The organism is Marivirga sp., assembly GCF_024636815.1.
Taxonomy (GTDB): domain Bacteria; phylum Bacteroidota; class Bacteroidia; order Cytophagales; family Cyclobacteriaceae; genus Marivirga.
Genome location: NZ_JAGXGF010000169.1, coordinates 1 through 6,670 on the forward strand (window position 1 = coordinate 1; position 6,670 = coordinate 6,670).

A 6,670-nucleotide genomic window follows, 5' to 3' on the forward strand; every position below is an offset into this window, starting at 1 on the left:
CTTTTCCTATCCCACCTCTAAACAGCGATTTTCTTCCTAAAAATTCCTTACAATAGCCCGCTATTGCTTCAGAATTTTTAGTTGAAACTCACTATTTACAGGCGTTCTGAATCCTAAATTAGAATCGAACTCAGGTTACTATTAAACCATCAGAAGCTTCTCCTGTCATTTTTAGTGCGGCTGATTTTATGGAAGTCTTGGAATCTACCTTTAAAAGTGGCTCGTTCAACTCTTCCAATGGTCTTTGCCAGCTTAGAAAATCAGAAATCTTATCGCTTTGATTTTGGCGATATATAGTATTTGGACCTATAGATTTTTGACCGGAAGCTAGCCCTGCTGCAAAAAATAAACTTACATTATTATTCAATTCTACGATTGGCTTGAAGACAGCCAGTGGGAAAGCATAAATCAGCGACTCTTCCTGACAGTATGCCTCAAAAACATATGGATTTCCTGTTAACTTGGCTCTTACGCTAAGAGCTCTCCTTCATCGCATATGTCAACTAGCTTTATTTCTTCATCACTAGTTTCTCGCAGTAGCACCTGACCCTCCTTCAAAAAATAAATAAACAGCCTGGCTTTTTCCTTTTGTTTAAAAACTGTTTCTTCTTTTTTAAAATACAGCACTTCAGCCTCTTCACTCAAGCGTATTACTTCATCGGTTTCCAACTTATCGAAAGGAGGAAACTTGATGATGAAATCAGCAATTTTAGAAGATGTGATATTAGCCATCTGCTTAAACTAGGGATCAAAAGTAGGTTAAAATACTGCATAAGTATTAGCACAGTATTTTAACCTATTTAAATTATTTCTTTCCTTCAATAATGGATTCGACCACCTCAGGATTCAATAAAGTCGAAGTATCGCCTAAGTTACTGGTATCGCCTTCCGCAATTTTTCGAAGTATCCTTCTCATGATCTTACCAGATCTAGTCTTAGGCAAGCCCTGAGTAAATTGAATTTTTTCAAGCTTTGCAATCGGTCCAATTTGATCCGTTATCAACTGATTAATCTCCTTTCTCAGGTTATCATGGATTCTACCTTCACCTGAATCTTTCAAAGTAATGTATCCATACAGGGCATTGCCTTTAATCTCATGAGGGAATCCTACAATTGCACTTTCTGCCACTGCTGGGTGCTCATTGATGGTATCTTCAATCGGAGCAGTTCCTAAATTATGACCCGATACAATGATTACATCATCCACACGACCAGTAATTCTATAATAACCAACCTCATCTCTTAGTGCGCCATCACCTGTGAAATATTGATTTTCATAAGCTGAAAAATAAGTGTCTTTGTATCGTTGATGATTGCCCCAAATGGTTCTTGCCATACTAGGCCATGGAAACTTAATACATAAATTACCATTAACCTGACTTCCTGTTAACTCATTACCATCGGCATCCATTAAAGTAGGTTGAACCCCAATAAAAGGAAGCGTAGCATAAGTTGGTTTGGTAGGCGTACAAAATGCTATAGGTGTAATCATAATACCACCGGTTTCAGTTTGCCACCAAGTATCTACAATTGGAGATTTCTTTTTCCCTACATTATCATCATACCAGTGCCATGCCTCCTCATTTATAGGCTCGCCAACTGTGCCTAAAACCTTTAAAGAGGATAAATCATGCTTTTCTAAATGGGAAACACCTTCTTTCGCCAAAGCTCTAATGGCTGTCGGTGCAGTATAAAACTGATTAACCTTATGTTTTTCCACAATTTCCCAGAAACGACTGAAAGTAGGGTAGTTAGGCACCCCCTCAAACATCACGGTAGTGGCACCATTACACAATGGTCCATATACAATATAACTGTGACCCGTAATCCAACCGATGTCAGCTGTACACCAGTAAACATCTGGTTCGCGGTATTGAAAGACATTTTTAAAGGTATAAGCCGTATACACCATATAGCCGGCAGTGGAATGCACCATGCCTTTTGGAGTACCCGTAGAACCTGAAGTATAAAGGATAAATAAAGGATCCTCAGCATCCATAATCTCCGGTTGGCAATCAGTAGAAGCTTCATCTAATAAAGGTTGTAACCACTGGTCGCGGTCTTGGACCATATTAATTTCAGAATTAATTCTTTTGGCTACCAATACGGTATCTACCCCTGGGCAATTTTCTACCGCATCATCTACTATACTTTTTAAATCAAGGGTTTTTGCACCTCTGTAAGAGCCATCACTGGTGATGACCATTTTACAATCGCAATCATTGATTCGAGTTGCTAAAGCATTAGCAGAAAAGCCAGCAAAGACCACAGAATGGATAGCCCCGATTCTAGCACATGCCAAAACGGACACGGCTAGTTCGGGTATCATCGGTAAGTAAATACAAACCCGATCACCTTTTTTAATACCATTATTTTTTAGAACGTTGGCAAATTTACAAACTCTTTCGTGCAGCTCTTTGTAGCTAATATGCAGCGCCTCTTCATCCGGACTATTCGGTTCAAAAATGATAGCCGTTTTATCACCTCTCGTAAATAAATGACGGTCAATGCAATTTTCTGTGATATTTAGTTTTGCTCCTTCAAACCACTTTACTTCTGGCTTAGAAAAATCCCAGCTTAAGACATTGTCCCATTTTCTTCGCCACATGAAGTGCTCCTCTGCAATCTCTTCCCAAAAAGCGCTGGGGTTTCGGACTGATTTTCTATATACCTGATAGTATTCCTCTAAGTGTTTGATGTGGTAGTTACTCATAATTGATATCTTTTAATTTTTGAATAATTCAATATTAATTTAAAAATATAAAGTAAAGCTTTATCTTTTCTTATTTGAAAATCCCAATGCGCTTATTTTCATAAACGATTTTAATTTCGTCAATAATCTGCACATCATCAATAGTTGAAGGCACATTGTATTGTTTTTCATCTGCTATGTTCCGAAGCAGCTTGCGCAAAATTTTCCCGCTTCTTGTTTTAGGTAATCTTTGGACTACTAATACCTCCTTAAAGGAAGCTACTGCCCCAATTTCTTTTCTTACCATTTCAATGCTTTCTATTCATGTAGCCTCTTCATTTACGTTTATATGTTCCGTACAGTATAGGGCTTCTGTTTCTTTTGCAACATCACCCACACATACCCGCCTAATATGAAGTTCCTGTTCGTAGACTCGAATGTTTGCCGCCAGCTTCTTTCAGATTCGCAGTCGCCCACGACACCCTTGCTCTTGGCTAACGATAAGTACTGTAACTCTCGTTCGGGACTTGCACCCTATAGCATGATGACCATGCCTGACACACAAAAAGGGCTCTAGCTTTTTGTAAGCCAGAACCCTTTTCAAGTTTCCTTGTGATTAATTATACCTACTCTTTTACTCAAATTTTAATTTTATGATAAATGTTTTGTTTTAGATTCTGACTTATCATCATTTCTTCCCATAATTTTTATTTATCATGTCTTTTTTCATCATATCCTTCATCTCTTTTGCCTTCATCATGTCCTCTTCTGTAATCATAGGACTTGGTTCATCGGTAAAGGCTGTATTGCCGCTAGACACATCAAACTGTAGTTTTTGTATGTAATCAGGTTTACCCCCGTTTATCATTTCTTTCATAGCGGTGGCATAAAACTCTCTAGCATTTTCTACACTTTTATTGCCTTCAATAATATCATGAGCAAGATTGATGGCAAGGAAATTTGCTCCTTCTAAATCACATCGGGCAGAAATCACTCCGTTTGTACGATTAGCTACCACACTTCCGTCAAAATTGGCAAGCTCGGTAAATTTTTTAGGTGGAACTTCATGGTCAATCCATTGTTGCATAACATCAGTGTGCGGCAAAGGGAAATCATGATCGAATTCCTGAGCATAAACAACAGTCTGTTTCCATTGTCCTGTTTTTTTCCACATCATCATTTCTGAGTTTTTTTCTACTGGCTCTCCATACTTTTTCTTCATACTCATCACTGCCATTTTAGAGGCATCAGACCAGCCTTCCATATCATCAGAAGTTGCCGTGTATTTTTCGATTTGAATTGCTTGTAGCTGTTCGCTGGAAGAATAAAAGGAGGTGGCGGTTACTGCAATAACGGCAATGGCTATTGCATAAATTATTTTGGTTTTCATATTACTGGTTTTTAGTTTAAAATTGAATTATTTCATAACAAAGATCACCATCGCATATATAAAAAACTTTACATAATGATTGAAAAGAGTTACATCATTCATACTTTAGAAGAATAAATATGAAGAATGAAGAAACGGATAAATAATGACAAGGAGAAGTAAAAAAAACCACCATCTGAGTCGATCCTGATTGATAAAAGTAATTCTCAATCTGCTAAAAGCCCCCTCCTAGCTTCTTTCTTGTTAACATAATCTTCAATCAAACTATATAAAACCGTGTTAAGGAATATGAAAACGATAACACTCCAAAAGCCAAAAAATACGTCTAGCCATGTAGAAGCTCCGTAACTGTGAGCCATTAGGCAAAACAATAAAAATATCTTCCTCAACTTAGCAGGCAAATAATAGCCCAACACTCCTATCAAGATCACCCAGATCGCTGAAATAATAAAGAGCCCTGAAACATGCTGCGACATAAACCAATCTCCAATCGGATTACCTTCTCTTCTTTTGCTTAAATCACCCTTCCAATAGTCAGGATTTTGAAAGAAAGTTGTGATAAAAATATCAAATATGCTTGCCCAAAGGGCTGGGATTAGTAGGAGGAGTTTGTGGTTCTTTTTCATTAGGGTTGTTGGTTTTTATGACAAAGTTAAGCATATGGCTTCGTAACGGTTTTCGAAGTGCTTTACTGTCTGCCCGCACAAAAGTTAATTAAATGTACAAAACTTTCTTTGTATCAATTCTCCCGCCATAGGCTATATGCGGTGTTACAGCATGTTTATTTTTGTACTTTTTCAGCAAATGCATTTGTAAATCCATCATCTCTCAATCCAATCTTGGTAATTATACCCTTTTCATTCTTTATAAATATCATTTCACCGTCTACCCCTTTCAAAAAAAACTGATTTTCAGATTGAGGAAAGATCTCGTGCTTTGGATGCATACCATCATTAACAAAAACTTTATCGCCTTCCACCATGACTTTGATGGTTACATGCTCATTCATTTTATAATCCCCAGCCAGCTTTTGCAGTATAAGAGAGTCAATCTTCACAATCTTTCGAGGTAAAGGGAGGGTATAATCCTTGTTAGTAAAAATAGAATGGAGACCATCAGCAATATCTTCCGAGGAAGGATTTCTATTATTGCCGAGGACAATGACTGTTAAGTCACTGTTTATATTTAAAATTGAAAAACTGTTAAAACCACTACTGTATCCTCCTAAGCTCCTGATTTCTTTAACTTTGCCTTCCTCACTCCTTTTTACCCAAAGCCCATATCCAAATCCACTTTCATTTGTGGTTAGCATATCTTGAAGCACCTTATCTTGTGAATAATTTTTCCTAATGAAGTTATTCCACAATAAAAGGTCTTCTGTCGTGGAAAGAATTCCCTGAGAAGCAAAGGTGTTAGAAGGGTCAAGATAGGGAGCATTAAACCATCCGTCTGCAAAATTGACACTATAGCCCATGGCTCTGTTCTTTACCATAGGAGTTAAATCATCCAGAGTTGTATTCTTCATGCCAACTGGTGAGCAAATATATTCCTCTAGAAGCTCTCCGAATGACTTATTTGTCACTCTTTCCAATATCAAACCCACTAAATTATAGTTTAATTTACTTTGGTGGTATTCTGATACATGATTACTACTCCATGCTATATTTTCTAAATGACCAATTATATCTTCTTTGGCAAAAAGCTGATTCTTTGGCAGCTCGTATATCAAAGGATAATCAGGAAATCCTGAAGTATGGGATAATAAGTGGTGGAGAGTTAATGAATCTGCATGGCTAAATTTAACATTTTCTAAAAACGTTATAATTGGGGTAGTTAAACTAAGCCCTTTTTTCTCAAACACTTTTAATGCGATGTATGCCGTAAATTGTTCTGTAATACTTGTTATGCAGAATACTGTCTTATTATTGATGGGGATGTTGTGCTCATAATCGGCTAAGCCATAACCTTTGTTAAAGACAACTTTCTGATCTTTAACTACCAAGGCTGTTCCGTTAAATCTGTTTAGTTCCCAGTAGCGGTTTAAAAGTTCATCCGCTCTCTTTTCCTGAGGATTCTGAGCTTGCAGCAGCGAAATAAAGCTAAAAAGTAAAATTAAGGAGAAAGAAAAAATTTGCATAGGTCGTTTTTTTTTAATTTGCTGTAACAATTCGATAGTACCACAAAACTTGTCACCAACTTAAAACATTAAAAATACTGACAATTCTATTGCTACTATATCTTTTATAATGTCCCCTTTAACCACAGGCTTTATTATACTTATTATGTAAAGCAAATTCTAAAAAGGACAAAGTTTGGTTAACGGTAACCTTATTGGATAAAAGTAGTGGATTAATTTTAAAACATCCTAAAAACCTGTCAACTTATTATAGGACGGCACCCCTAAAACCAAATAATATTCTCTCCTGCGTTTTATATTAATTCCCTGTAAAATATTATTGTTTCCTGAGTGATTTTACTGTTTCCTGATTTGGCAAAATCGTTTCCTGAGTATTTTTTAAGCTCCCTGAGTTAGTATTTTTGATCCCTGAAACTCAGGGAAGGGTTTTAGCATCTATAGCTTATTCAAA

The 6,670-nt window shown here is 36.8% G+C and carries 7 protein-coding genes; all 7 read right to left on the minus strand.

The features are described 5' to 3' along the window. Positions 1–130: 130 nt before the first annotated feature. The 7 genes from Q0L29_RS12490 to Q0L29_RS12520 all read right to left on the minus strand — a co-directional run bounded on the left by Q0L29_RS12490 (position 131) and on the right by Q0L29_RS12520 (position 6,219). Positions 131–367: a hypothetical protein gene (locus Q0L29_RS12490; protein WP_296622124.1), complete on the minus strand. Its 237-nt coding sequence runs from the start codon at positions 365–367 to the stop codon at positions 131–133. 101 nt (positions 368–468) lie between these two features. Further along, positions 469–732 carry a hypothetical protein gene (locus tag Q0L29_RS12495; RefSeq protein WP_296622126.1) on the minus strand — a complete coding sequence of 88 codons (264 nt, stop codon included), beginning with the start codon at positions 730–732 and terminating at the stop codon, positions 469–471. Positions 733–805: 73 nt separating this feature from the next. Next, entirely contained in the window at positions 806–2,713 is a 1,908-nt protein-coding gene (gene acs, locus Q0L29_RS12500; RefSeq protein ID WP_296622128.1) for an acetate--CoA ligase, read from the minus strand. Positions 2,714–2,783: 70 nt separating this feature from the next. Further along, positions 2,784–2,999 carry a hypothetical protein gene (locus Q0L29_RS12505; RefSeq protein WP_296622130.1) on the minus strand — a complete coding sequence of 72 codons (216 nt, stop codon included), beginning with the start codon at positions 2,997–2,999 and terminating at the stop codon, positions 2,784–2,786. Between the two features lie 381 nt (positions 3,000–3,380). Further along, the gene (locus Q0L29_RS12510) at positions 3,381–4,082 is read right to left on the minus strand and encodes a hypothetical protein (protein ID WP_296622132.1); all 702 of its coding nucleotides are present in this window, start codon (positions 4,080–4,082) and stop codon (positions 3,381–3,383) included. A 206-nt stretch (positions 4,083–4,288) separates the two neighbouring features. Beyond that, positions 4,289–4,708: a hypothetical protein gene (locus Q0L29_RS12515; protein WP_296622134.1), complete on the minus strand. Its 420-nt coding sequence runs from the start codon at positions 4,706–4,708 to the stop codon at positions 4,289–4,291. 155 nt (positions 4,709–4,863) lie between these two features. Next, entirely contained in the window at positions 4,864–6,219 is a 1,356-nt protein-coding gene (locus tag Q0L29_RS12520) for a serine hydrolase (protein WP_296622136.1), read from the minus strand. Positions 6,220–6,670 lie beyond the last annotated feature (451 nt).

Excerpts from the sequence above, each read along its gene's own strand:
- Q0L29_RS12505 (WP_296622130.1), bottom strand. The coding sequence starts at position 2,999 with ATGGTAAGAAAAGAAATTGGGGCAGTAGCTTCCTTTAAGGAGGTATTA.
- acs (WP_296622128.1), bottom strand. The coding sequence starts at position 2,713 with ATGAGTAACTACCACATCAAACACTTAGAGGAATACTATCAGGTATAT.
- Q0L29_RS12495 (WP_296622126.1), bottom strand. The coding sequence starts at position 732 with ATGGCTAATATCACATCTTCTAAAATTGCTGATTTCATCATCAAGTTT.
- Q0L29_RS12510 (WP_296622132.1), bottom strand. The coding sequence starts at position 4,082 with ATGAAAACCAAAATAATTTATGCAATAGCCATTGCCGTTATTGCAGTA.
- Q0L29_RS12520 (WP_296622136.1), bottom strand. The coding sequence starts at position 6,219 with ATGCAAATTTTTTCTTTCTCCTTAATTTTACTTTTTAGCTTTATTTCG.
- Q0L29_RS12515 (WP_296622134.1), bottom strand. The coding sequence starts at position 4,708 with ATGAAAAAGAACCACAAACTCCTCCTACTAATCCCAGCCCTTTGGGCA.